Below are 22,492 nucleotides of genomic sequence, written 5' to 3'. Positions count from 1 at the left end.
TTATGCAGCAATCATTACTGGAATTCCAGCAGGTATACTATAGTTATCCTGGTACACAACAATCAGCATTAAATGGCATCACGCTGCGGATACCTTCAGGAAAAAAATGTGCATTAATTGGTAAAAATGGTTGTGGTAAAACCACACTATTTTTATTGGCTAACGGTTTATATAAACCCCAAAAAGGTGTGATATCTTGGCAAGGTCAGCCTTTAGAATATGACCGTCGTTCGCTGATGAGCTTGCGTCAAAAAATTGGGCTAATATTTCAGAATCCAGAACAGCAACTAGTAGCCTCTACCGTTGAAGAAGATATCTCCTATGGTTTATGTAACTTAGGATTACCAACAGTTGAAATTCAACAAAGAGTAGAGCAAGCGTTGATTGAATTTGAACTAACTGAATTAGCCCAAAGACCAGTACATCATTTAAGTTTAGGGCAAAAAAAGCGTGTTTCTTTAGCTGATGTCATGGTGTTAAAGCCAGAATTGCTATTACTAGATGAACCAACTGCGTATCTAGATAGACCACAAACTCGCAATTTAATTGCTACCCTCAAAAAGATTCATACATCAGGTACAACTATACTCATGGCAACCCATGATTTAGACTTTGTTTATAGTTGGGCAGATTGGATTTTTGTCATGGATGAAGGCAAATTAGTTTTAGAAGGACAACCACAGGAGTTATTTGCCCAACGAGATATTCTCGAACAGCTACAGTTAGGTTTACCACTCATCTATGACATATTATTTTCTGAAGGAATCATTCCAGAGGAGTTAGTTGTAGAGCAGTTTCGCCAAAAAATCTTAAATATACTGCTTTAGTTATTATATTCATCCAGAGAGAAAAATTATTAATACATTTTTACTATACGTGTGTGTCTCTGTGGTAAAAAACGCTTAGTTAAGCATTTCTTGAATTTTATAATTTCTTAAATATCTGTATAAACCCAATATTTATCAACTAATTAACAATGATTGTGCCAGTAAAATCAATAAAAATTAATAACTTGCCAAACAAGTACATTATTTGACGTGTATTTTATTGCCCATCTTCCCTAGGTAACAGGATAAGATCCCCCAATAGGGCATTGAAAATAAGTGAAAAATATTGTTTTTTATTAATTTGATGTCTAAAGTTGCACAATTTAAATAAGTGCAAAATAATACTCTCAATACAGGGCATATTATGCACATACCAGATGGATTTGTTTCTGTACCAGTGGCAGGTGCTACTGGTTTAGCGAGTTTCGTAGCACTGTTTGTTGCCTGTGAGCGATCGCAGCAGGCATTTGGTATCCGTCGCGCCCCTATACTGGGCTTAACCACTGCCTTTATTTTTGCGGCTCAGATGATTAATTTCCCTGTTGCAGGGGGTACAAGTGGTCACTTATTGGGGGGAACTTTAGCGGCGATCATTTTGGGTAGTCCTTGGGCGGGAATGCTTTGCATCGCGACAGTCTTAATTATCCAAGCTGTGTTATTCGCCGATGGTGGGATCACAGCCTTGGGAGCTAATATCTTCAACATGGCAGTGATTGGGGTTTGGGTAGGCTGGATATTGACCCAAACTTTACAAAGGCTATTGGGAGGTTCTAAAGGGCGTTTACCCTTAGCGGCTGGGATTGCTGCTGGTGTCAGTGTCGTAGTAGCAGCTATAGCTTGTGCAATTGAATTACTGCTGTCTGGAACTGCATCCATAGCCGTTTTACCTGCGATGGCTGGTGTTCATATTTTGATTGGTGTTGGTGAAGGGTTAATTACAGGCGGTGTGTTGACTTACCTAGCCCAAGCCAGACCAGATTTACTACCAGGAGAACAGGAAGAGATTCGCGGATGGGTCGTTCCTGTCGTTAGCATTGTCTTAGTGGCTGGTGTACTATCACTGCTAGCCTCAGCCTGGCCTGATGGCTTAGAAAAAGTAGCCGAAGACTTGGGCTTTATTAACTTAGCTGAACAAGTACGGGTAGCTGTACCCACACCCTTAGCAGACTATGGAATTGAAGGTTTGGGTTTGATTGGAACAAGTATCGCTGGACTTGTGGGTGCGGCGGTTTGTTTTGCTGTGGCTTTTGGGATTGCTAAAGTAGTACGCCCGAAGAATGCTTAATTTAGGTGACAGGTGACAGGGGACAGGGGACAGGTGAAAGGGAAAGAGTTAATCTGATACGTCTTAATTGGGAATTTTGAATTGACTATGGCTTTGCCGTTACGGTTGCATCTATCTCTAGTGATTGTCGTTGGGACAGCTTTATTAAAGCATCATGCTTGGTATTGGCTGGCTGTATATGGTGCGATCGCTATTTTTTGGCTAGCATTTTTACGTCCACCAATTCGCCACATGGGAGGATTGCTTGGCACAGAGTTAATTTTCTTATCCCTAGTTGCATTACCCTTGGGTTGGGAACGAGCCAGTTTTCTCTTAGTTCGTTCTCTTGTCTGTCTCATCGTCATGAATAGTTTTTTATTAACACTACCTCCTCATAGTTTCGGTATTGCCCTCAAGAGTTTACCTGTACCAATGGCTATGAAAGAAAATTTACTCCTGGCTGGGCAATATCTAGAAATATTACTGGCGGAAGTCAAAAGGATGCAGCGTAGCGCACGACTACGAGGTCTGAATGGTACATCTGGCTGGCTGCGCTACGCCAGTGCAGCCATGATTGGAAGTTTGTATCTCCGCAGTTTGGATCGAGCCGAACGAGTCTATGGTGCGATGGTAATTCGCGGTTACAACGGACAATTACCCATAGATTTCACATTTAGAATTAAAGAGCGTTTTATTCTCCTGATGGCTTGGGCGATCGCTCTTTGTTTTACCCTCAGTTCCTATATTAAATTGTGAATCTTGAAATCTTTAACTTCTAACCCCCACACTTCCGCCCGTAATCCCCACACTGGCATAGTTGAGGTAAAAAACTTGGTGTATGCCTATCCGCACCAAGAACCAGTCTTACAAGATATTACTTTTACCTTGAACATTGGCGATCGCGTGGCGTTAATGGGTGCAACTGGTTCTGGTAAAAGTACCTTGCTAGAAAATCTTATTGGTTTGAAAGAGCCAAAATCTGGAAAAATCTTCATTAATGACATTCCCCTAGAACCAAAAACCTTACCCCAAGTCCGGCGATACATTGGTTTTGGCTTTCAAGATGCCAACGACCAATTATTTATGCCCACTATCTTAGAAGATATTACTTTTGGGCCACGCAACTACGGTGTACCAGCAGCCATAGCCAGCGATCGCGCCCGCCAATTATTAGCAGATTTTGGTCTAGCAGCCTACGCCAACCGTTCCGCCCACGAATTATCAGGGGGACAAAGACGATTAGCCGCCCTCGCCGCGATTTTGGCATTAGAACCAACAATTTTGATTTTAGATGAGCCAACCACTGGACTAGATCCCGCATGGCGACGACACTTGGCACAAGTATTATTAAATTTACCAGTGCAAGTCATATTAATTGCTTCCCATGAATTACATTGGTTAGGAAAAGTGACTGATAGAGCGTTGGTACTATCTGGTGGTCGCATCGCAATTGACAGTGAGATTCAACCACTTTTGCAAGACGGGGAAATCTTAGAACAGTTCGGTTTGCCAATAGATTGGTGATCTAAGGTCATGACAGTAACTACCTATAAATGGACAATTGAACGCTATCACCGAGCAATAGAAGCCGGGATTTTTGACGACCAACCTATAGAGTTATTACGCGGCGACCTCACACTAATGCCCCCAGAACGCGAACCTCACGCCTACTACAACACAGAAGCCGCCGATTATCTCCGCACGCTACTAGGTGAACGGGTAAAAATCCGCGATGCTAAACCCATCACCTTACCCAACGATTCCGAACCAGTCCCTGATATTGCCATTGTCAAACCTTTAGGCGAAGTCTACCTAGAACATCATCCCTACCCTGAAAACATATTTTGGGTGATGGAATTCTCTAAAGCCACTCTGAGCAAAGATTTAGGTGAGAAAAAAGCAATCTATGCAGAGGCTGGCATTATTGAATACTGGGTTGTCAATCTCAAGACTCCCCAGTTACAAGTATTCCGTGACCTCAAAAATCGACAATACACAACCGAACTTAAATTAACCACAAACACTATTTCACCCCTAGCCTTTCCTGATGTATCTATCAAAGTTCAACGTCTCATTGGTTTCCCAAAATACAACTGAATAGAAAAATCAAACATTTAGCTATTACGCAGCAATTCTCATTTTTAAATCTTGTTTACGCAGATAACTTCTGTCTAATTATGAATGGAATCAATCCCCTATTTACTTCAAAATGAGAATTGCTGTTTCATAAGCTTATTCTTTGCATTGTATATTGCGCGGTAATGCCTGCGATTGCAAGATGTCTATTATAAAATTTTTGTTAATTTCCTTAAGTGTCTTAACTGTCCTTGCTTTTTGCTGGACTAATTTTTAATAATTTTTTGTCGGACATTTGAAAAATATCTAAGTATCTTCGGAGGGCATACCTATGTCAGTTGAAAAAAGAATTGTGAATGACGTGACCATTTTGGATGTAAAAGGCAGATTGACCATTGGAGAAGGTGATATAGCCCTTCGCAATGCAGTTAGCAACGCCCTTGAAGATGGTGCTAAAAAGATTTTGCTCAATTTAAGGGAAGTTACTACAATAGACTCTACTGGGATCGGTGAATTAGTATCAAGTTATACTAGAGTAACTAACCGGAGTGGAAAGCTGAAATTAACAAATCTTACCGCCAAAGTTATTGATGTTTTGATGATAACCCAACTCATAACAGTTTTTGAGACTTATGACAGTGAGACAGAAGCGGTTGAATCCTTTTGATGAAAATTATATTCGCGGTTTATCTGATTAGGCGCAGATATAGCGAAGCTGTCACTAGGGGTGTGTGATGTGAAAGTTGTGTATTAGGCGCATCCGCCTGATACCCTCTAACTGAGAGTTGAAACCTGGGGAATTTATGCAAAACGCACCAGCCCAAGAGATTAAATTACTAGTTGTAGATATAGACGGCACAATTTCGGGAGAATCGAACACAGTTAGTCAAGCTGTCAAAGAAGCGATCGCCGCCGTCCAAGCCAAAGGGATTCCGGTAGCGATCGCCACTGGGAGAATGTATCGCTCGGCGTTACGCTTTCACCAAGACTTAAATTCTACTTTGCCACTCATGGCCTATCAAGGAGCGTGGATTCAAGATCCAGTCAGCCAAAAAATTCATCAACATTCACCAGTAGCTAGAGATATTGCCGAGCAACTACTAGACTATTTTGAACAGCCAGCATTGCGATCGCTCCTCTCTGTCCACTTCTACATCAATGATCAGCTTTATGTGCGGGAAGTAACCCCAGAAACTCAAACCTATGCTGCACGTTCTGGCATTACTCCTATAGCTGTAGGAGATTTACGCCAAACTCTCTCCAATGAACCCACAAAGATTTTAGCCTTGTGTGATGATACATCTGTCATCCAAGATTTATTAGGGAATTTACGCCGCCAATACACGCCGGCTGAACTATACATGACAACCTCTGTTGCTACCTTCTTTGAAGCAACTAACGCTGTTGTCAATAAGGGTAATGCTGTCCGTTACCTAGCAGAAGAAATATTAGGCTTACAAAGTCACAACGTGATGACTATTGGCGATAACTTCAATGATTTAGAAATGCTGGAATATGCTGGGATTGGTGTAGCTATGGGGAATGCCCCAGATGGTGTGCAGGCGATCGCTGATTGGGTTGCTCCTAGTGTCGAGGTTGATGGGGCTGCAACCGCGATTGAAAAATTTTTACTTGCTTGAGGATGGCCAGTAAAGTTTAGATTAATCTAAAAACCCCTAAAATCAGAAAGAACACCGACGACTGGCCGTGTTTCGTCTCGGTGTTCTTGCTGGTTCGCTCCTCACACACCTGTTACTATAACTGAGGTCGATGAATCCGTCAATACCTAGTTAGAAAAGTTTTGATCCCGGAAAATGTGAATTGGGCAATTCAATGCGTGGATTGGTTCAATCTAAAATCCACTAGTCACAGATCCACTGGTGCGACAATCCGTAATTTGACTATCAATAAAAACCTTAAAACAGATTGAGTAGCCATTATTAATCCCAATCTGGCTTGAGCGAGTTCTGGTGAGTTAGTTTTCACCTCACCCCAAATACGGCATTGACACCAAAAAGCCTCAAAAGCTTGACTCAAATCCCATCCTGTTTTTTCCCAGTTAATTGAGCCAGCATCCTCAGCACACTCTAATTCATCTACTGCTTTCACTAATTGCATAATTAAATGACTCTCGGCCAGGTGATGCAGGCGTAATTGGCGATCGCTATTGAGCCAAGGTAATGCTTCTGTTACTACTAAACTTCCTAGATGCCAGCTTTCGCTATTTGCTGATAGTGGTTCTTGCAATTTTATCAAGCCTTCACGATGAGCCAGTAATATTAACGAATAGCAACGTGCATGGGCATACTGAATGCTAAATAAGCGTGATGGATTGTGACTTTTTACTCTTTCACCTTTGTCTGGAAGTGGTGACTTGATACCGATGAAATTTAAACTACTCTTTGATTCCCCAACGGCGACACTTTGTAACCAAGCTGCTAACAAATCATGTGTTAATTCTATGTGAATCAAACCAGGGGCAACTGTTTGTACTAGCAATGCTTCACCACAGTTATCTGCTATGTGGGAAGCGATCGCATTGGCTATCTCCCAAGGTACTGAATTATGAGATTTTGCTAGCCGCAACGCCACACCAGAAATATACAAAACTCGATTAATATCTCTACCCTGATATAGAGGTATTCTTCCAGATATTATGTGATTTTCATTCCCTTGAGTAAGATAAAAATTTATCCCAGACAGCAAGTAGCTGTATATTAAATTCTTAATAGCCGTATTTTTACTCACTAGTAGAATCTATAACACTGTTATTTTCCTCAAAGACTTTGTGGCGAAAAACACTGGAGTAGGCGTCATCAGTCTTTAGATATAAAATTTTTCTAAACAAAGAAAAATGAGATTAGCATAAAATTTCATAAATATTAGATGAATAATATGTAAACTTTACTACCATCATTGTACAGTAGGAAGTATAACAAAATAGTAGGGCGCAAATTGCTCTCTACTTTTTTGATGGCTGACGCTGTTAGGCGTTAGGCCTACTTCAAATACACAAAGACACTCCTTGCACCTTTTTTATGTCGTCTTTGTCTTCAGCCGAACGCTCTTTGTTACCTATGCAATCTCCATCTTCTTTTTCTGAGGCATCACGCCCTTTTCTGACTTGGCAACGTATTCTTGACTGGGCTCAAGAACACTATCGCTGCCGCACCTTTAGCAAAGATGAGCGAATTCCAGCCCGTCCTGGATTGCTGTATTTGGTTCAAAGGGGTGCAATCCGCATGGTAGGAACTGCCCAAGTGAGTGCTACCGCGAGTCAGTTAACTTCTCGACGCATCAACAGAACTCCAGAAGAAGCTTTCTTAGGTTTTGTTGGCGCAGGACAGCCATTTGAAATTGTGGCTCAGTCACCATTCACCCTGCAATCTTATGCTCACGTCGATCAAACAGCAGTGTTGTGGATGTACTGGCACGATCTAGACAATTGGCCTCACTTCCGTCGTGAAGTCATGGATGCTTTCAGATACCAGCACCAGCGTAAACTTCTATGGCTGAGTGCTTTGGGACAACGCCGTACAATTGACAGACTCCTCGGATTCCTCACTTTGTTGATTGAGGAATATGGAGAGCCTGCCATGAGCGATACCGATCCCGATGTAATTCGTGGCTATTGCCTACCTTTCCCCCTTACTCATGCCCAAATCGGTAGCGCAATTGGTTCAACCCGCGTAACTGTTACCCGCTTGATGGGCAAACTGCGTCAACGTGGCTTAATTCTTACCCAAGGGGATAATCTGATTTGCCTGCCAGCAGAGTCGATTAATAGAGCCAGCTAAGAAAGCCTGATTCATCGTCGTTAGGGCATCTACGGTTAGGAACTGCCGCTCTGTTTAGCAGATGTCGGTTAATTGTAACGGTCAACTCTAGTGAGATAGTTCCTACCCCCGATCAGTCAGCAGTAAGTCGCCGCCAGCAACATTCACTTACTGCTCAGTCAAACCAATCTGTTTGACCACCACAAACAGATTGTGTCATCGGGCAATCTTGGTACATGAGCCTCAAAATTGAGATATCTAATGAGTGGGGAGTAATTTAGACTGCTAAATTCACCCCATAGACCAAGGTGATTGTAAATTGAATAACCTCTCCTTGGTTAAGAAGCAATTAAGGTCAACAACTATCAGCTAATTATCGCACTGGTTCAAAATCAAACCCAGTACCAGAACGAGAAGGAGAAGCGGGAACTATTTTTACCAGTTGAACTGAGGTATTGCGATCGCCGGAACGCAAAAACCGCACCACACCAGAAGCACCATTAGCAGCAAAATCACGGGCTGACAGAGCTTCCTGGACACCAACACGTGTGGGACTGCGCTTGAGTGCCGCGCTCAAAGCTACGGTAGCATCATAAGACATTGCCGTTCGCCAGCTGACATCCCCCTTCCATAAATTCCGGGATTGGGAAGGGAAAATAGCTTGGGGATTACCAGCAATATGCCAGGGAGCAGCCACTACCATCCCTACGGTTTGAGCCTGACCCTCTGCTAAAATCTTGTTAGAGTAAAGGCTATCTCCCCCTAAGAGACTCAGCCTACCTTGGTTAATTTCAATTACTTTCAATGCTGGATCTAGAGTTGCGGTGTTAGCTGCTAACATGACAACTTCTGCACCTTGTTGATTAGCCTGTTGTAAGGTTTGAGCCGCATTAAAATTTACATCGGATAAATCAAATTCATCAGATACCTCTCCACCCTGTAAGCCAACAGAAGTAACAAACTCAGACTTTAAAGACTGGCTATAATTACTTTTGGAATTAAAAAAAACCACTGCTTTTCTTTTTTGCAATGTGTTTATCATGTAATTAGCTAAAGCTCTGGCCGCGATAAAATCACTGGGGACTGTGCGAAAAATGTAGGGGCTAGAGTTAGAAATTTGCACAGAAGTGCTAGTGGGAGAAATAGCGACAAGTTGTCCAGAATTATAGACCGTACCTGCGGCTATGGAAGTGTCACTACCAAAATGTCCGACGACACCTAACACTTGGGGATTGTTGACTAAACTAGTAGCAACTTCTTTGGCTACTTCTGGTTTGTCGTCATCACTGGCTATCCCCACTTTCAGAAAAACGCCTTGAATTTTGTCACCAGCATTAATTTCATTTTGAGCTTGAGCGACACCTCGTAAAAGTTCTAAAGCAGGATCTTTGTTAGTATGTAGCGGTGCAGAAACAACAATGGTGTAGCTTTTGGCAGAACCAATACGAGCATTATTTAGATATATCAATGCTTCTGGGTCATTTGGTGTACGTCTTAGAGATGATTCCAAATTAACGATCGCTTGATTATAGTTTCGATTAGCGATCGCTGCTATCCCTGCTTGCTTTTCAGGAGTAATGTCACCGGTAATTAAAGTTTTTTCGCCAAAACTAATCCGTTCTGGGAGTGTTAGATTTCTTTTCTCTGGAGGATTTGGATTGACAGAATTATCTGTTACTAGATGCTTACTAAACCACCAACCACCTCCACCCATGATCGCAAGTGTGGTTAGCAGAGATACCGCTAAAACCGTAGTTTCATTCTTCTGTGACATGAACGAGTTTTAATTGGTTACATTATTTTTATAATTTCACTTAGTTTACCGCACTCAGTGGTGAGTGCTGAGTGCTGAGTAATATTCTTCTTACTACTTACTAACCACAGCAACTTTGTTAAAGGAACTGAGACAATAATTTATAAAATTTATAAATTAGTCGAAATAAGGATGTAGTCGCGATCGCGAATAAACCCCCTGCAACTGATATCACTACAAGTTCTAGTGGGCTAATTCCTGGAATAAACAGTACGATTACAAAACTAATTACAGTAATAATTAATAAATATAATTTTTTAATCCACCGCTTAGTTTGAGCAAATATGAGTAACCCCAAAATTACACTTGCCAGACTCAAAGTAATTATGGGTGATTGAGTGAGAGTAAAAAGAGCGATCGCCATTAATGCGCCTTCAAAGCCACTAAATGCTGCGCCTGTCAATAATTCCCAGGTAGAGAAAGCAGTATTTGCTTTTCGCTGTGGTGGGGATGTTGCATATGTCAAATACTGATCAATCGCTGCGAGTACCTGATCAGCTGATTGGAAGCGTTCTTCAGCAGCAGGCAAGAGCATTTTGTTTAAAATATAAACAAAGTGACTATTAATACTAACTTCCTTTTGCCATATCCACCTATTGCTATGAGGATCAATGAGTTGCGTGGGTTCTTTTTCTGTTAACAAGTTAATAACAGTTGCAGCTAAAGCATAGAGGTCTGTAGATTTGAATACCTGATTCCCAGTTATTTGCTCAGGTGCGGCAAACCCTGGGGTGTAAATACTTGTAGAAGAACCAGCACCAACACCTGAGACGGTTGTGACTTGTTTAACTGCGCCAAAATCTAAGACAAAAAGTTTACCATCCCGACGACGCATAATATTGGAAGGTTTAATGTCTCGGTGAATAATTTGTTTATCATGGATAAATTTGAGGATTTTGAGACTTTCTTGAAGTAATTCTAAAGCTTGCTGTTCAGAAAACTTACCATTTTGAACTAGTTCTTCCTCTAAATTTTGTCCATCAATATATTCTTGTACCAAGTAAAAAAACTGGTCTTGTTGTCCTGGTTGTAAACTGGGAACAAACATCGGAAAAAAGGCGAATAACTGGGGTATTTGATCGTGTTCTTCGCCTATGTAAGCCAGGACATTAGCTTCTCTTTCAAATAATTTTTCTGCTACTTCTAGTTGTTCTGATGTGAAATGACTCGGAGGTTGGAACAGTTTGACTACACACTGACGCATCCCTGGAAATCGACGATCAAGTGCGAGGAAGGCTGCACCAAACCCCCCTTTACCCAGTAATTTTACGGGTACGTATCGACCATCCAACATCAAAGGCATACCGCAGCTAGTACAGTATTTTTGCGGTGTAGTTTTGATTGTCGTATCGTCTAAATCGGGACAATGATTTTGTGGACGTTGACACGCTGGACGAGTGCAGTAGACTTCCATTGTATTTTTGTATTGACGTACTGCCCCACGGCTATAAAAACATTGCTAACGCTCGTTTTTATCAAAAGCTGGGGGATTCTTCCTGATTCCTCGTAGTCAATGCTGTGCATCCTCAAAGCAATAAGGAAGGATTAACCTTCATTATTGGAAGTTGGTAACACAGCTTCTAATGGAGTGACCATGTGTTTTTTTTGTGACAGGTTAAAAATATCCTGATGCCATTCAGGGGTAGCAAACTGGGGTAATATTTCTTGGCTGAAAGCTTCTGCCGCTTTGGATCTATAGCGATTAGGATTACATATCAGCCATAGTGTGCGTTTGACAACCACACCATCAATCGGGGTACGGTGAAGTACACCCATTTGTAATTCTTTAGCGATCGCACTAGTAGAGACAAAGGCAGCACCTAAACCAGACTGCACAGCATTTTTAATTGCTTCGATGGAATTGAGTTCCATTTCAATTTTAAAACGTCTGCTATCAAGTTCGCAGCGTACTAGTACCTGATCGATGACTTTGCGAATAGTTGATTGGGAGTCTAAAGTAATGAATTGCAGTTTATATAAGTCTTCTTTTTGAATGGATTCTTGTTTAGCAAAGGGATGAAATACAGGTAAAATCAGAGCCAATTCATCTTCGGCATAGGGAATAATTTCTAAAGAATCCGCTAGTTCTCCGGGGATTTCACCGCCAATAATTGCCAAATCTACCTGACCATTAGCTACACTCCAAGCAGTGCGACGAGTCGAGTGGACGTGTAATTGGACGGCGACATCGGGATATTTTTGGCGGAACATCCCAATCATTTTAGGCAGTAGATAAGTCCCAGTGGTTTGAGAAGCACCAACAATTAAAGTACCGCCTTGGAGATTTTGTAAATCCTCAATAGCGCGGCAAGTTTCCTGACACAAACTGAGAATTTTTTCACCGTAGCTCAATAGTAGATGTCCTGCTTCGGTTAATTGGGCGCGTCGTCCGCCACGGTCAAATAAGGGGACATCCAACTGCCGTTCTAAGTTCTGCACTTGCAAACTCACAGCAGGTTGGGAGACATAGAGACTATCAGCAGCGCGCTTGAAACTCCCTTCTACCGCGATCGCTTTGAGAATACGTAACTGATCTAAAGTGAATGGAAGGTCAGACATAAGGCTCAACCCACAAACTTTGAAAGGAGCAACTTTGGCAATCAATCATATCCATCATGATTGATTACATTTTGAATTTAGAGGCTTGACTGGAAAAAGACAGTACCACAACATTTTGACGCAAGTCCCCTGTTGAATACTTTGTGGTATTGGTTGTATATCGTTAACTTTTCTTTAAATTACTTTACCTGTTTTTATGATTTTGAATCCTTGGTTAGCTCCGAGTCATTTTGTCATGCTGGGGTTACTGTTAATTTTTGCGATCGCCCACAGTGGAGGGGCAGCTTTGCGACCTTGGGCAGAAAAGCGCATCGGGCCAAGGCTTTATCGCATTATTTTTGCATTAATTAGTCTACCGTTGGCTGTCATAGTCATTACTTACTTTTTTAATCACCGTTATGAAGGAGCGCAACTTTGGCAATTACAGGGTGTACCAGGGGTAAAAGCCACAGTCTGGGTATTGTCAGCGATTTCATTCTTATTTTTATATCCTGCCACCTTCAATCTACTAGAAATTGCTGCTATTCAAAAGCCCCAAGTACATCTATATGAGACAGGTGTGATCAGAATTACCCGTCACCCCCAGATGGTGGGGCAAATAATTTGGTGTATTGCCCATACCCTGTGGTTAGGGACTAGCTTTACCCTAGTGACATCTATTGGCTTAGTGTTGCATCATTTATTTGGGGTATGGCATGGCGATCGCCGCTTACACTACCGCTACGGCGAAGCCTTTGAAATTGTGAAACAACGCACGTCTATCATGCCCTTCGCGGCAATTATTGATGGTCGTCAATCTCTTAAATGGCAGGAATTTGTCCGTCCTGCTTACTTAGGTGTTGCTATTTTCATCGGATTACTTTGGTGGGCGCATCCCTTGTTAATTATGGCGACCAGTAGGGTAAATTGGTAGTTTTGACTGATCCCCAATCCCCAAAAAAATACTAACCCAGGAAAAAATTCCCCTGATCAATTGCTACCAAATCAATGTAGAATTAATTGAAATAGCTGTTAGTCAGGGTGTGGTCATTGGGTTCCATATTTTTATATGCGTAAGTCACTAAGCAATCACTTTCTTTGGGGAGTATACAGCACAGCACTTAAAACACCCTTTCTGCAAGAAGTTGCCAGGACTTGAATAACCTAATTTTTGCCGTTAAAATCGTGCTGACTTTTGTGTCAGAAACAACAACAATTTTGAAAAATACCTGCTACGAAGCGTTGACTAGCTTGCTAACTTCTTCTGCTGATAGCTAGTTTGATAATAAAAACCTATAATTCTAGAGGCATCATGGTGTTGTCGGTTAGTGAGCGGACATTTACTCAAGAAGTTTTAGAATCTCCAGTTCCGGTTTTAGTGAATTTTGAAGCACCTTGGTGTGGACTATGTCGCATTATCCACCCTTTACTGCTGGAATTTCAAGTTCAATGTAGTGATCAAATTAAGCTAGTTGGGATTAACGCTGATGAAAATTTCAAGCTATCTAACACCTATCGCCTCAAGTCGCTGCCAACCTTACTGCTAATTGAAAATGGCATAATTCGGCATCGTCTAGAAGGTTTCCGTGGTAGAGATGACTTACGCCTAGCTTTAGAGGAAATTAAACTCAACTACAGTAATCGTCCAAAAGCTTACAGTAGCGTCACAACATCCGAATTAGAATTACATTTAGCCTAATTGGGCATTGGGCAATTCAATGCGTGGATTGTGGATTGATGATTGTGAATAGAGATTTAATCTAAAATCCGTCTTAAAAAATTTCCTACGACGGGAAACCCGCCGTAGGAAATTTTGTCTACGACACGCTACGCGAACGCAAAATCCAAAATCTAAAATTCCCAGTCCCCAGTCCCCAGTATTTATTTAATTTTGAATTTTGAATTTTGAATTAATTTGTCCCTAAATCTAAAACCATGCTTAACACCCCACTCAAATGTGTTCGAGTGGGGTATTTTATCATCTAGGGTGTGTGTCACAATTGTTAACAGTTCCGACCTGGACAGTTGCTGCCGGCAAGACCGTACAGTAGAGTCCAAAGTTAGTCAAGAATCCTAAAAGTACCCGTCAGTGATGGAAGTAATCTATCAATACGCCTGGCTGATCCCGGTATTGCCACTTTTGGGGGCAATGCTAGTCGGTCTAGGCTTGATTTCGTTTAACGAGACGACAAACCGCCTGCGGCAGCTAAATGCTGTGTTGATCATTTCCCTGATGGGCGCAGCGATGGGTCTGTCCCTTGCCTTGCTATGGAGTCAACTCCAAGGACACCCAACCTATCTCCACACCCTAGAATGGGCAGCAGCAGGCAATTTCCACTTGAGCATGGGCTACACTATCGACAACCTCACATCCCTGATGTTGGTGATTGTCACAACGGTAGCCTTCTTAGTCATGGTTTACACTGATGGCTATATGGCTCATGACCCAGGATATGTGAGATTTTACGCCTATCTCAGCTTGTTTGGCTCATCAATGTTGGGTTTAGTGATCAGCCCTAACCTAGTACAGATTTATATCTTCTGGGAACTAGTGGGGATGTGTTCCTACTTGCTAGTTGGCTTCTGGTACGATCGCAAGTCAGCCGCAGATGCAGCCCAAAAAGCATTTGTCACCAACCGCGTCGGCGACTTCGGTCTACTCCTCGGCATTCTGGGGCTATTTTGGGCTACAGGCAGCTTCGATTTTACCGTGATGGGCGATCGCCTAGCAGAACTGGTAGAAACAGGCTCATTGAGCAATTTCCTGGCAGTTGTGTTTGCGATTTTAGTTTTCCTCGGCCCAGTTGCTAAATCCGCTCAATTTCCCCTACACGTCTGGCTACCAGACGCAATGGAAGGCCCCACCCCCATTTCTGCCTTAATCCACGCCGCAACAATGGTGGCTGCTGGGGTATTCCTGATTGCCCGGATGTACCCGGTTTTTGAACACGTTCCAGCCGCAATGAACGTGATTGCCTTTACAGGGGCATTTACGGCGTTCTTGGGGGCTACCATTGCCATGACCCAAAACGACATTAAGAAGGGTTTGGCTTACTCCACCATCTCCCAGTTAGGCTACATGGTTATGGCCATGGGAGTAGGTGCGTATAGTGCTGGTTTATTTCACCTGATGACTCACGCCTATTTCAAGGCGATGTTGTTCTTGGGTTCTGGTTCAGTGATTCACGGCATGGAAGGTGTCGTAGGTCATGACCCAGTATTGGCACAAGATATGCGCTTAATGGGTGGACTGCGGAAGTATATGCCCGCTACCGGACTGACATTCTTAATTGGTTGCATGGCAATTTCTGGGCTTCCTCCCTTTGCTGGCTTCTGGTCAAAGGATGAAATTCTCGGTTCAGCCTATGCTGCTAACCCACTTCTCTGGTTTATTGGCTGGATTACTGCCGGAATTACAGCTTTCTATATGTTTAGAATGTATTTCTCGACATTTGAAGGTAAATTCCGGGGTAATGACGAGAAAATCAAAGATAAGCTCAAGAAAGCTGCAACAATTGTTCTCGAACTAGATTCAGCATCAGCAGCACCAGTACCAAATTTTGGCCCTGGGGCAATGAAAAAAGGAGAATTGGCAGCTACAGGGGATCATCATGGTGATCACGGCCATCATAGTCATTCTCCCCATGAGTCGCCTTGGACGATGACCTTACCCTTGCTAGTGTTGGCTATACCTTCAATGTTGATTGGTTTAGTAGGTACACCCTACAACAATTACTTTGAACGGTTTATCTTCTCCCCGACAGAAAGCATGGCTGAAGTTCTCGAAAAAGCCGCCGAGTTCGACCCCAATGAGTTTTATGTCATGGCGGGTGGTTCAGTCGGTGTTTCCTTAATTGGGATTACCTTGGCTTCTTTGATGTATTTGCAGCGCAAAATTGACCCAGCTGCGATCGCCGCTAAAATCAAGCCACTTTACGAACTATCCCTGAACAAGTGGTACTTTGATGACATCTACCACCGTGTCTTTGTCCTGGGTTTACGCCGCCTAGCTAGACAAGTCATGGAAGTAGATTTCCGAGTGGTTGATGGTGCAGTTAACCTTACAGGCTTTTTCACCCTTGTTAGTGGTGAAGGTCTAAAATACCTAGAAAATGGTCGTGTTCAATTCTACGCCCTCATCGTATTTGGGGCAGTTTTGGGCTTAGTTATTTTCTTTGGTGTAACTTAATTGATCAGTGGGTGCTGAGTCCTGATTTATGAGTCATGAGTAGGAAAATATCAGGAGTCAAGATAATGTAGCTTATGTCTTTACTCAGCACTCCCAACTTTCAACTCACAATTGTGTTAGTTCAGCATTTACTACGTATTACCCAGGCATTAAGTTTAATCAGGATGAAGGCATTGCTACCGAGGAGGCGACCTTCATCTTGATTCATTTTTATTAAATCAACATAACATTGACACTCAAAGCTAGAAAAAGCTGTTAGTTAATAGCTAGTGGCTTTTTGGCAAACATGATTTTGATAGCAGACGAATTGTGATGAATACAGCTAATTTCCCGTGGCTGACGACGATTATCTTGTTACCGATCGCTGCGTCGCTACTGCTCCCCATTATCCCAGATAAAGACGGGAAAACAGTGCGTTGGTACTCTCTGATTGTCGGGCTGATAGATTTCGCGCTGATTGTTTACGTCTTTTATACCGGGTATGACTTTTCCAATCCCGATTTGCAATTGGTGGAGAGTTACCCCTGGGTTCCCCAACTAGATTTGAATTGGTCAGTAGGGGTAGATGGCTTGTCTATGCCCTTGATTCTGTTGACTGGATTCATTACCACCTTGGCAACTTTAGCGGCTTGGCCAGTGACACTCAAGCCGAAACTGTTTTACTTTTTGCTGTTGGCCATGTACGGCGGTCAAATCGCCGTGTTTGCTGTCCAGGATATGCTGCTATTTTTCCTGGTGTGGGAATTGGAATTGATTCCCGTTTACCTACTGCTAGCAATTTGGGGCGGTAAAAAACGCCAATACGCAGCCACCAAGTTTATTTTGTACACGGCTGGCGGTTCGCTGTTTATTTTAATCGCAGCCTTGACAATGGCCTTTTATGGCAATGATGTCACCTTTGATATGCGATCGCTCGCTCTCAAAGATTACGCTTTAAATTTCCAATTGTTAATTTACGGTGGCTTGTTGATTGCCTACGCCGTCAAGTTGCCCATTATTCCCCTGCATACTTGGCTACCTGATGCCCACGGTGAAGCTACAGCCCCCGTACATATGTTACTGGCTGGTATTCTTCTGAAAATGGGTGGTTATGCCCTAGTTCGGATGAACGCCCAGATGCTACCCGATGCCCATGCTTATTTTGCCCCGGCTCTGGTAATTCTGGGGGTAGTTAACATCATCTATGCGGCCTTAACATCCTTTGCCCAGCGTAACCTCAAGCGCAAAATTGCTTATTCCTCAATTTCTCACATGGGCTTTGTGATTATTGGGTTTGCCTCCTTCACCGATTTGGGATTAAGTGGGGCAGTATTGCAAATGGTGTCACATGGATTAATTGGCGCGAGTTTGTTCTTCCTTGTCGGTGCAACCTATGACCGAACACACACCCTGATGTTGGATGAAATGGGTGGTATCGGTAAGCGGATGCAGAAGATTTTCGCCATGTTCACCACTTGTTCAATGGCTTCCTTGGCATTGCCAGGTATGAGTGGTTTCGTGGCAGAGTTAATGATATTTGTCGGCTTTGCTACCAGCGATGCTTATAGCCCTACATTTAAAGTCATCGTCGTATTTTTGATGGCAGTGGGAGTGATTTTAACTCCAATTTACTTGCTATCAATGTTACGGGAAATTTTCTACGGACAAGAAAACGAAGAATTAGTTTCTCATCAAGCTTTGATAGACGCTGAACCCCGTGAAGTTTTTATCATTGCTTGTCTGTTAGTACCAATTATTGGTATTGGTTTTTATCCCAAGTTACTGACTCAGATGTACGACGCTACAACTGTACAACTGACAGCTAGGTTGCGTGATTCTGTACCCACCTTGGTAGATCAAAAACCAGAAGCAGCAGCAGTTTCTTTGAATGCACCAGCAATTGGTAATTAATTGGGATTTGTTGAGAATTACGAAATTTTAGAACCCCGGTTTCTTGGAGAAATCGGGGTTCTCTGCTCACTATCACAACACTAATTAGGGATGTTGGGGAAAAATAACTTGATAGCTCCGGCTGTCAATGCTAAGACAAAGCCAACTACCACAGAACGATTGATAAATTCTTGGGTATCTAACCGCTTGCCGATGCCCTTAACCTCTGTTTCCAATGCCTTAATTTCTCCCTTGAGTTCAGCTTCAAGTTTGATTTGGCCAATTTTAATATCTGTAATATCTTTTTGTAGGACATCTAGCTTTTGGTTGATTTGCCCTAAGATTTCCTCTAATGAATAAGTGACTGTAATAGGGGTTTGACTCATAAGTTACACTCTTATTAAGAAAATCAAAATATTTTCTATTCCTCCTTAACTTTATTATCCTTTGATAGTGCCTAGCACCGCTAGGCGGAAGTCAAAAGTCAAAAATCAAAAGTCCTGTATTTTAAGATTTTGAACGATTGAGAATGGTATCTTGATTTCCGCCGCGCTTTACTAATATCTGATGAAAACCCACAATTTATAGAGAGTGCGTTATGTCCAGCATATTGATGTACGCTATCTTTAGTTACTTGTTAGTCAATTTATGTTCAATAAATTTCTATATCTAAAATTAGAATCTGTGAAAACCTCTCATGTTAAACTACAATTCGTTACACTGTTTACCATCTTCCGAAGAGCTACCGAACTCCGAGGATACGCCTGTGGATAATGAAATACAAGATTTAATTCCTAGTTTACTAAAAGCTACACTGGCTTTGGTTTGGTTAGACCGATGGGATTGGTACTTTGGTGTCAAGATGGGTATTTATTATGACCCAAAAAAACCAGCGATCGTCCCTGATGGTTTTCTCAGTGTAGGAGTCAAACGTTTTGTTGATGGGGATTTACGCCTCAGCTATGTGCTGTGGGAAGAAGAAAATCCGCCAATTATAGCAATAGAAGTAGCCTCGCCCAAACATCTAGGAGAATACAGCACCAAAAAAGAAGTTTATGCTGAGATGGGAATTTTGTACTACGTTGTGTACAATCCTTTCCGGCGCAAAAATCCGGCTTTGGAAGTCTATCGCCTAGAAGATGGGGAATACTTGCTCATGTCAGGAAATCCCATTTGGTTGCCAGAAATTGGTTTAGGAATTGGGAGGGAACGAGGACTTTATCAAGGAATCGCTAGGGAATGGTTGTATTGGTATGACAATCAAAAACGTAGATTGCTGACACCAGAAGAACTAATTTTCGTAGCACAAGAAAAAGCAAATGTGGAAGAACGGCAACGTTTAGAAGCAGAAGAACGGGTGAAAATGCTAGAAACCAGGTTAAAGGCGTTAGGTTTCGAGCCAGAAACTATAGTGTGAGATCATCTTTGGGTGCGATCGCATAACCACTGCATAATTCACTAAATTTGAAAATTTCTGTAATAATTTTTCACTTTCACATTAACCTGCTTTATATCTTAACCTCACATCAAGGCTCAGATTTCCTTGATGTGAGGTTTAATTTATGGGAGTGTCCGATTGGATTTTTAAACGCAGAGGGGCGCGGAGGTTCACGCGGAGGAGCGCGGAGGGTTAACCGGAGTATTTTATGATGTTAATTAGCTTGACGGTTGGGGAATTATATCTATTAACGATACTCAGCATTTGACTATGTAATTTATCAAAGTTGGGTGTCTGCTCAATCTATTTAGCAAAATCGTCAAGCTAATTATGGATGTTAAATTAGGGTTCGGCTCTATCCCAAAAGCTCAATATGTTTTTGTCAGCAAAGAAAACGATCACTGTTGGTATATGCTCTCAGATGATACTAAACCAATTCCGATTTATGATAGAGCTTTGACAGGATTAATTACAGGCGTAGAAGTTAATAAAAAAGTAGAGACATCACACGGTGAAGCCTGGAAAATAGATTTACATATTTTGGTAGATAAACCTTATGTAATTCGCTCAGGTAGTGAATCTTATTTTTCTAAAAGTTTGTTACTTTCACTGGATGCTTTGACATATGAACAATTGTGTCATCCATTGACAATTGCAGTTAGCCCTGGTGATAAAACAATCGTATTTTGTACAATCTATAATCCAGTAACTTATCGTGCTGTAGGTGTTAGCTGGGATGGACATAAAGAAATAGATTGGCCAGCTTTAGGGCAGAAAGTTAGTCTGAAAATTAACAATATTCAAAATTCCCATCAAGAGTTAAATTCATCTGAACATCGTGCAGGTTTCATTGCTCAAACTGATACATATTTATCACAATTAAATTGGAGTCCAGAACAGGGACGAGAGTTTTTACAGCAAAAATATGGCAAGCGATCGCGCTATCATCTTTCTGAAACAGAAATGCTAGATTTTATCGATTACCTGAAGCTACAATTAACCCATAGCTACCAAACTTAGCTGTTGTTTTTTCTGTCAACTGCGTAACTGAGACAAGCTAAAATGTCTTCTTGCCTCAAATAAGGAAAATCATCAAGTATTTCCTTATATAGCGGTTATCGTTTTAGTGAGGTACAAGAACCCCACCCCCAACCCCCTCCCCGCACGCAAGGAGGGGGCTATGATATACATCATGTGATTAAGAAACGCTATAGGTCATACCAGAGGCAAGATAAGATAACACTCATACTGCAAAGAGAATTTTTAACAATGTATTGCACTGCAAGACAAAATAATGCAAAGTAATATTATGGAAAATAATCTAAGCTAAAACAGTTATGAGTAAAGAAAATATTACATTTCGGATAGAGAGTGACAAAAAACTCGCACTAGAAGCAATTGCCAAAGGTATAAACCGCGATCGCTCTCATGTACTCAATGAAGCTATAGATGCTTATCTAGAGATGCACCAATGGCAAATAGAAGAAATTCACAAGGGAATTGCTGAAGCTGATGCAGGGGAATTTGCCAGCGATGAGGAAGTAATGGCAACTTTTGCAATGCTTACTAATGCAGATTAAATGGCTACGTCGTGCGCTGCGTAATTTAGAACAAGCACATGATTATATCCTCAAAGATAATCCACAAGCAGCGCGAGAAGTCATCTTGAGGATTCAAAGTGCTGCGAACCAATTGGATATTTATCCATTGATGGGACGACTAGGACGTGTGGAAGGTACAAGGGAATTAGTAATTGCTAATACGCCATACATTCTAATTTACCGAGTCAAACTAGAGTCTGTGGAAATTCTTCGCGTTCTCCACACTTCCAAACGCTATCCAGATTGAAGCGAACTTGAAAAATTTTCATCATCAACGAAAATTATATAATCGCGCTATTGGGTAGATATATCTGAGTGTGACAATATTGAAGTGTATTTTTAATGAGTGCGATCGCTTTACACCGAATTTAGGCGATCGCTAGAAATATGACTTATTCTATATTATCAGGACAAAGAAATTTATATTGGGTTACTAAATGAACTCAAAAGTTGAATTATTAACACGCATGACCCAAACCCCTGGTCAATGTGGTGGTCGTCCTTGTATTCGCGGTATGAGAATCCGCGTGAGCGATATTTTAGAAATGCTGGGGGAGAATGTTAGCGTTTCTGAGATTCTAGAAGATTTTCCCGACCTCGAAGCAGAAGATATTCAAGCCTGTTTGTTGTTTGCTGCACGCCGAACTGATTTTCCCCGACTGACAGCATGAAAATTTGGATTGATGCTCAGTTTTTACTATAAATCTTCCTCACTCAGTCCAGCATCTTTCATGATGCTTTTTAAAGTTCCAATTGGTAAATCTCGATTACTATGAACTGGAATTGAAAGAATGACATCTACACCTTCTTTAGTATAAATGTGATGACTGCCTGTAATCCTTTTTAATTCCCAACCTTGCTGTTCCACAATTTTACACAGTGCTTTACCGGAAACTGATTTCATAGGGATAGCTCAACTATCTGTTTCTCTGGTTCAAGCTCTTCTCGTTCACTAGCAACTTCCAGCCAGCCTTGAATCGCATCTTGTAGCATTTCTAATAGATGTTCGTAGCTATCTCCCCAAGTGTGACATCCTGGTAAAGCTGGTACAGAACCACACCATACATCATCTTCTTGCCAGATAACTGCTTTAATTTTCAT

At 41.8% G+C, this 22,492-nt stretch carries 25 protein-coding genes; 17 read left to right on the top strand and 8 right to left on the bottom strand.

Features of this window, described 5'->3' with window-relative positions; all coding sequences use genetic code 11:
• The first annotated feature begins 2 nt into the window (after positions 1-2).
• From ACM0OR_RS01420 to ACM0OR_RS01390, 7 genes are all read left to right on the top strand, one after another.
• Positions 3-827 (top strand): energy-coupling factor ABC transporter ATP-binding protein, encoded by an 825-nt coding sequence (locus tag ACM0OR_RS01420; protein ID WP_414574711.1) that lies wholly within the window; start codon positions 3-5, stop codon positions 825-827.
• A gap of 364 nt (positions 828-1,191) precedes the next feature.
• On the top strand, positions 1,192-2,112 hold the full coding sequence (locus ACM0OR_RS01415) for an energy-coupling factor ABC transporter permease (protein WP_414574774.1): 921 nt from the start codon (positions 1,192-1,194) through the stop codon (positions 2,110-2,112).
• An 87-nt stretch (positions 2,113-2,199) separates the two neighbouring features.
• Positions 2,200-2,847: an energy-coupling factor transporter transmembrane component T family protein gene (locus tag ACM0OR_RS01410; protein ID WP_414574710.1), complete on the top strand. Its 648-nt coding sequence runs from the start codon at positions 2,200-2,202 to the stop codon at positions 2,845-2,847.
• 3 nt (positions 2,848-2,850) lie between these two features.
• Positions 2,851-3,615 (top strand): energy-coupling factor ABC transporter ATP-binding protein, encoded by a 765-nt coding sequence (locus ACM0OR_RS01405; RefSeq protein WP_414574709.1) that lies wholly within the window; start codon positions 2,851-2,853, stop codon positions 3,613-3,615.
• 9 nt (positions 3,616-3,624) lie between these two features.
• Positions 3,625-4,188 (top strand): Uma2 family endonuclease, encoded by a 564-nt coding sequence (locus ACM0OR_RS01400; RefSeq protein WP_414574708.1) that lies wholly within the window; start codon positions 3,625-3,627, stop codon positions 4,186-4,188.
• A gap of 310 nt (positions 4,189-4,498) precedes the next feature.
• The gene (locus ACM0OR_RS01395) at positions 4,499-4,834 is read left to right on the top strand and encodes an STAS domain-containing protein (protein WP_414574707.1); all 336 of its coding nucleotides are present in this window, start codon (positions 4,499-4,501) and stop codon (positions 4,832-4,834) included.
• A 136-nt stretch (positions 4,835-4,970) separates the two neighbouring features.
• On the top strand, positions 4,971-5,807 hold the full coding sequence (locus ACM0OR_RS01390) for a Cof-type HAD-IIB family hydrolase (RefSeq protein ID WP_414574706.1): 837 nt from the start codon (positions 4,971-4,973) through the stop codon (positions 5,805-5,807).
• A 226-nt stretch (positions 5,808-6,033) separates the two neighbouring features.
• On the opposite strand, the gene ACM0OR_RS01385 is transcribed toward ACM0OR_RS01390, so the two are convergent.
• The gene (locus ACM0OR_RS01385) at positions 6,034-6,915 is read right to left on the bottom strand and encodes a DALR anticodon-binding domain-containing protein (RefSeq protein ID WP_414574705.1); all 882 of its coding nucleotides are present in this window, start codon (positions 6,913-6,915) and stop codon (positions 6,034-6,036) included.
• Between the two features lie 290 nt (positions 6,916-7,205).
• Here ACM0OR_RS01385 and ACM0OR_RS01380 point away from each other — a divergent pair, with 290 nt between their 5' ends.
• Positions 7,206-7,964 (top strand): Crp/Fnr family transcriptional regulator, encoded by a 759-nt coding sequence (locus ACM0OR_RS01380; protein WP_190405605.1) that lies wholly within the window; start codon positions 7,206-7,208, stop codon positions 7,962-7,964.
• A 352-nt stretch (positions 7,965-8,316) separates the two neighbouring features.
• Here ACM0OR_RS01380 and ACM0OR_RS01375 read toward each other — a convergent pair whose 3' ends face one another.
• From ACM0OR_RS01375 to ACM0OR_RS01365, 3 genes are all read right to left on the bottom strand, one after another.
• On the bottom strand, positions 8,317-9,717 hold the full coding sequence (locus tag ACM0OR_RS01375; protein ID WP_414574704.1) for an ABC transporter substrate-binding protein: 1,401 nt from the start codon (positions 9,715-9,717) through the stop codon (positions 8,317-8,319).
• A 118-nt stretch (positions 9,718-9,835) separates the two neighbouring features.
• Positions 9,836-11,170: a protein kinase domain-containing protein gene (locus ACM0OR_RS01370; RefSeq protein ID WP_414574703.1), complete on the bottom strand. Its 1,335-nt coding sequence runs from the start codon at positions 11,168-11,170 to the stop codon at positions 9,836-9,838.
• 131 nt (positions 11,171-11,301) lie between these two features.
• Positions 11,302-12,315, bottom strand: coding sequence for a LysR family transcriptional regulator (locus ACM0OR_RS01365; protein ID WP_414574702.1), 1,014 nt, complete (start codon positions 12,313-12,315; stop codon positions 11,302-11,304).
• A 196-nt stretch (positions 12,316-12,511) separates the two neighbouring features.
• Between ACM0OR_RS01365 and ACM0OR_RS01360 the strand changes: the two genes are divergently transcribed.
• The 4 genes from ACM0OR_RS01360 to ACM0OR_RS01345 all read left to right on the top strand — a co-directional run bounded on the left by ACM0OR_RS01360 (position 12,512) and on the right by ACM0OR_RS01345 (position 18,373).
• Entirely contained in the window at positions 12,512-13,228 is a 717-nt protein-coding gene (locus ACM0OR_RS01360) for an NnrU family protein (protein ID WP_190702403.1), read from the top strand.
• 378 nt (positions 13,229-13,606) lie between these two features.
• Complete coding sequence (locus tag ACM0OR_RS01355; protein WP_323268927.1) at positions 13,607-13,993, top strand: thioredoxin family protein; 387 nt, start codon at positions 13,607-13,609, stop codon at positions 13,991-13,993.
• 393 nt (positions 13,994-14,386) lie between these two features.
• Positions 14,387-16,483, top strand: coding sequence for an NAD(P)H-quinone oxidoreductase subunit 5 (locus ACM0OR_RS01350; RefSeq protein ID WP_414574701.1), 2,097 nt, complete (start codon positions 14,387-14,389; stop codon positions 16,481-16,483).
• A gap of 312 nt (positions 16,484-16,795) precedes the next feature.
• Positions 16,796-18,373, top strand: a complete 1,578-nt coding sequence (locus ACM0OR_RS01345) for an NAD(P)H-quinone oxidoreductase subunit 4 (RefSeq protein WP_323269213.1) — start codon at positions 16,796-16,798, stop codon at positions 18,371-18,373.
• An 80-nt stretch (positions 18,374-18,453) separates the two neighbouring features.
• Here the strand turns inward: ACM0OR_RS01345 and ACM0OR_RS01340 are convergent, their stop codons facing one another.
• Positions 18,454-18,738 (bottom strand): hypothetical protein, encoded by a 285-nt coding sequence (locus ACM0OR_RS01340; protein ID WP_414574700.1) that lies wholly within the window; start codon positions 18,736-18,738, stop codon positions 18,454-18,456.
• Between the two features lie 311 nt (positions 18,739-19,049).
• On the opposite strand from ACM0OR_RS01340, the gene ACM0OR_RS01335 reads away from it, so the two are divergent.
• Together ACM0OR_RS01335 and ACM0OR_RS01330 are read left to right on the top strand one after the other, a co-directional pair.
• Complete coding sequence (locus tag ACM0OR_RS01335) at positions 19,050-19,769, top strand: Uma2 family endonuclease (RefSeq protein ID WP_414574699.1); 720 nt, start codon at positions 19,050-19,052, stop codon at positions 19,767-19,769.
• A gap of 351 nt (positions 19,770-20,120) precedes the next feature.
• Positions 20,121-20,810: a hypothetical protein gene (locus tag ACM0OR_RS01330; RefSeq protein WP_414574698.1), complete on the top strand. Its 690-nt coding sequence runs from the start codon at positions 20,121-20,123 to the stop codon at positions 20,808-20,810.
• Here ACM0OR_RS01330 and ACM0OR_RS01325 read toward each other — a convergent pair.
• Positions 20,807-20,890 carry a DUF433 domain-containing protein gene (locus ACM0OR_RS01325; protein WP_414574773.1) on the bottom strand — a complete coding sequence of 28 codons (84 nt, stop codon included), beginning with the start codon at positions 20,888-20,890 and terminating at the stop codon, positions 20,807-20,809. The genes ACM0OR_RS01330 and ACM0OR_RS01325 overlap by 4 nt on opposite strands.
• A gap of 237 nt (positions 20,891-21,127) precedes the next feature.
• Here ACM0OR_RS01325 and ACM0OR_RS01320 point away from each other — a divergent pair, with 237 nt between their 5' ends.
• From ACM0OR_RS01320 to ACM0OR_RS01310, 3 genes are all read left to right on the top strand, one after another.
• Entirely contained in the window at positions 21,128-21,370 is a 243-nt protein-coding gene (locus ACM0OR_RS01320) for a CopG family ribbon-helix-helix protein (RefSeq protein WP_414574697.1), read from the top strand.
• Positions 21,360-21,638, top strand: a complete 279-nt coding sequence (locus ACM0OR_RS01315) for a type II toxin-antitoxin system RelE/ParE family toxin (RefSeq protein WP_414574696.1) — start codon at positions 21,360-21,362, stop codon at positions 21,636-21,638. The genes ACM0OR_RS01320 and ACM0OR_RS01315 overlap by 11 nt, the downstream gene beginning before the upstream one ends.
• A 190-nt stretch (positions 21,639-21,828) precedes the next feature.
• Positions 21,829-22,062, top strand: coding sequence for a DUF433 domain-containing protein (locus tag ACM0OR_RS01310; RefSeq protein ID WP_414574695.1), 234 nt, complete (start codon positions 21,829-21,831; stop codon positions 22,060-22,062).
• 26 nt (positions 22,063-22,088) lie between these two features.
• Here the strand turns inward: ACM0OR_RS01310 and ACM0OR_RS01305 are convergent, their stop codons facing one another.
• Together ACM0OR_RS01305 and ACM0OR_RS01300 are read right to left on the bottom strand one after the other, a co-directional pair.
• Positions 22,089-22,295, bottom strand: coding sequence for a type II toxin-antitoxin system HicA family toxin (locus ACM0OR_RS01305; protein WP_414574694.1), 207 nt, complete (start codon positions 22,293-22,295; stop codon positions 22,089-22,091).
• Positions 22,292-22,492, bottom strand: a complete 201-nt coding sequence (locus ACM0OR_RS01300) for a type II toxin-antitoxin system HicB family antitoxin (RefSeq protein WP_190702374.1) — start codon at positions 22,490-22,492, stop codon at positions 22,292-22,294. Before ACM0OR_RS01300 ends, ACM0OR_RS01305 begins: the two co-directional genes overlap by 4 nt.

The organism is Anabaena sp. CCY 9402-a (genome assembly GCF_963920945.1).
GTDB classification, from domain to species: Bacteria; Cyanobacteriota; Cyanobacteriia; order Cyanobacteriales; family Nostocaceae; genus Trichormus; species Trichormus minutissimus.
This window is presented reverse-complemented; position numbering and strand designations above follow the sequence as displayed.

Excerpts from the sequence above, each read along its gene's own strand:
- ACM0OR_RS01360 (WP_190702403.1), top strand. The coding sequence starts at position 12,512 with ATGATTTTGAATCCTTGGTTAGCTCCGAGTCATTTTGTCATGCTGGGG.
- ACM0OR_RS01380 (WP_190405605.1), top strand. The coding sequence starts at position 7,206 with ATGTCGTCTTTGTCTTCAGCCGAACGCTCTTTGTTACCTATGCAATCT.
- ACM0OR_RS01395 (WP_414574707.1), top strand. The coding sequence starts at position 4,499 with ATGTCAGTTGAAAAAAGAATTGTGAATGACGTGACCATTTTGGATGTA.
- ACM0OR_RS01315 (WP_414574696.1), top strand. The coding sequence starts at position 21,360 with ATGCAGATTAAATGGCTACGTCGTGCGCTGCGTAATTTAGAACAAGCA.
- ACM0OR_RS01350 (WP_414574701.1), top strand. The coding sequence starts at position 14,387 with ATGGAAGTAATCTATCAATACGCCTGGCTGATCCCGGTATTGCCACTT.
- ACM0OR_RS01375 (WP_414574704.1), bottom strand. The coding sequence starts at position 9,717 with ATGTCACAGAAGAATGAAACTACGGTTTTAGCGGTATCTCTGCTAACC.
- ACM0OR_RS01305 (WP_414574694.1), bottom strand. The coding sequence starts at position 22,295 with ATGAAATCAGTTTCCGGTAAAGCACTGTGTAAAATTGTGGAACAGCAA.
- ACM0OR_RS01400 (WP_414574708.1), top strand. The coding sequence starts at position 3,625 with ATGACAGTAACTACCTATAAATGGACAATTGAACGCTATCACCGAGCA.
- ACM0OR_RS01320 (WP_414574697.1), top strand. The coding sequence starts at position 21,128 with ATGAGTAAAGAAAATATTACATTTCGGATAGAGAGTGACAAAAAACTC.
- ACM0OR_RS01355 (WP_323268927.1), top strand. The coding sequence starts at position 13,607 with ATGGTGTTGTCGGTTAGTGAGCGGACATTTACTCAAGAAGTTTTAGAA.
- ACM0OR_RS01420 (WP_414574711.1), top strand. The coding sequence starts at position 3 with ATGCAGCAATCATTACTGGAATTCCAGCAGGTATACTATAGTTATCCT.
- ACM0OR_RS01410 (WP_414574710.1), top strand. The coding sequence starts at position 2,200 with ATGGCTTTGCCGTTACGGTTGCATCTATCTCTAGTGATTGTCGTTGGG.
- ACM0OR_RS01365 (WP_414574702.1), bottom strand. The coding sequence starts at position 12,315 with ATGTCTGACCTTCCATTCACTTTAGATCAGTTACGTATTCTCAAAGCG.
- ACM0OR_RS01310 (WP_414574695.1), top strand. The coding sequence starts at position 21,829 with ATGAACTCAAAAGTTGAATTATTAACACGCATGACCCAAACCCCTGGT.
- ACM0OR_RS01345 (WP_323269213.1), top strand. The coding sequence starts at position 16,796 with ATGAATACAGCTAATTTCCCGTGGCTGACGACGATTATCTTGTTACCG.
- ACM0OR_RS01415 (WP_414574774.1), top strand. The coding sequence starts at position 1,192 with ATGCACATACCAGATGGATTTGTTTCTGTACCAGTGGCAGGTGCTACT.
- ACM0OR_RS01300 (WP_190702374.1), bottom strand. The coding sequence starts at position 22,492 with ATGAAAATTAAAGCAGTTATCTGGCAAGAAGATGATGTATGGTGTGGT.
- ACM0OR_RS01335 (WP_414574699.1), top strand. The coding sequence starts at position 19,050 with ATGTTAAACTACAATTCGTTACACTGTTTACCATCTTCCGAAGAGCTA.
- ACM0OR_RS01340 (WP_414574700.1), bottom strand. The coding sequence starts at position 18,738 with ATGAGTCAAACCCCTATTACAGTCACTTATTCATTAGAGGAAATCTTA.
- ACM0OR_RS01330 (WP_414574698.1), top strand. The coding sequence starts at position 20,121 with ATGGATGTTAAATTAGGGTTCGGCTCTATCCCAAAAGCTCAATATGTT.
- ACM0OR_RS01390 (WP_414574706.1), top strand. The coding sequence starts at position 4,971 with ATGCAAAACGCACCAGCCCAAGAGATTAAATTACTAGTTGTAGATATA.
- ACM0OR_RS01370 (WP_414574703.1), bottom strand. The coding sequence starts at position 11,170 with ATGGAAGTCTACTGCACTCGTCCAGCGTGTCAACGTCCACAAAATCAT.